Source organism: Vibrio sp. 2130-1 (genome assembly GCF_033339515.1).
This window is the reverse complement of record NZ_JAWOUT010000086.1, coordinates 1-1,039: the sequence shown is the minus strand read 5'-3', so window position 1 is coordinate 1,039 and position 1,039 is coordinate 1. Positions and strand designations below refer to the sequence as shown.

1 protein-coding gene is annotated in these 1,039 nt (G+C 40.3%); it reads left to right on the top strand.

Translation table 11 applies throughout. The features are described 5' to 3' along the window. Positions 1 to 247: 247 nt before the first annotated feature. Positions 248 to 1,039: DUF1254 domain-containing protein (locus R7Q09_RS24390; RefSeq protein WP_318143725.1), on the top strand; the 792-nt coding region annotated here is incomplete at its 3' end.

Below are 1,039 nucleotides of genomic sequence, written 5' to 3'. Positions count from 1 at the left end.
ATCTTTATTTTTCATTCGATTACGTTCTGGTGGTGTAAGGCGTATCCGTGTTTGCATAAATTAACTTATACCAAAATTGGTATATTACCAATAATAAATGGTCAATTTATCTCCTTATCTATGAACCTTATGATGATGGTGGGTTTGAGATATGAACAAAGAATAATCGGTTCAACATTAATCTAGACTTGAAAAGACTTGTTCTAATTTGAGCAACACCATCTAATAAGATAAGGATTACTTCTATATGAAAAAGCGCATTTTAGCAGTAGCAGTGACGAGCATGCTTCTGTCTGCCTCTGTCTTTGCACAAGAAACGGTGGTTCCAAGCCGCGTGGGTGATTTGAAATTTGAATCAGATTTTCCGACACAAGAAACAATGAAAAACATGTTGAATGAAATGGATTTTCAGCGTGCAACCCAAGCTTATCTTTGGGGAATCCCTGCCTCAAGTATTATGGAATGGCTGAACGTTAGCCGTAATGATTTTAAATTTGAAGAAGGTCAAATGGGCTTCTTCAATACCCTTAAGCAAAAACAAGGCATTATTACCGCCAACTTTACAACGCCTTATGTTATCGGTACATGGAACCTAGAAAAGACAGGCCCCCTAATTATTAACCTCCCTGAAGCTAAGATGGCGGGCATGATGCTTGATGTCCATCAGCGCGTACTGCCTGATTTGAGCTTATTGGGCCCAGATAAAGGTAAAGGTGGTAAATACTTGATTGTGCCACCGGGTGAAAAATACAAAGATCTAAATCCAAAAGGCTATTACGTCATTAGACCGAAGACCAATGTTGTATATGGTGGCATCCGTATTCTTGAACCGGATGTTGATCGCGTAGTGAAACAAGTGGTGCCAAACATCACAACGCAACCATACGCCGATGGCAAACTAGGTCGTAAAATCCCGGTTGCTCAAGTGCCGGAAATTGATTGGACGCATATTCCAAAAGATGGCTTGGAATACTGGAAGACGATCCATCAAATCATCCAAGAAAACCCAGTGGAAGAACGCGATCGTTTTGTTATGGCT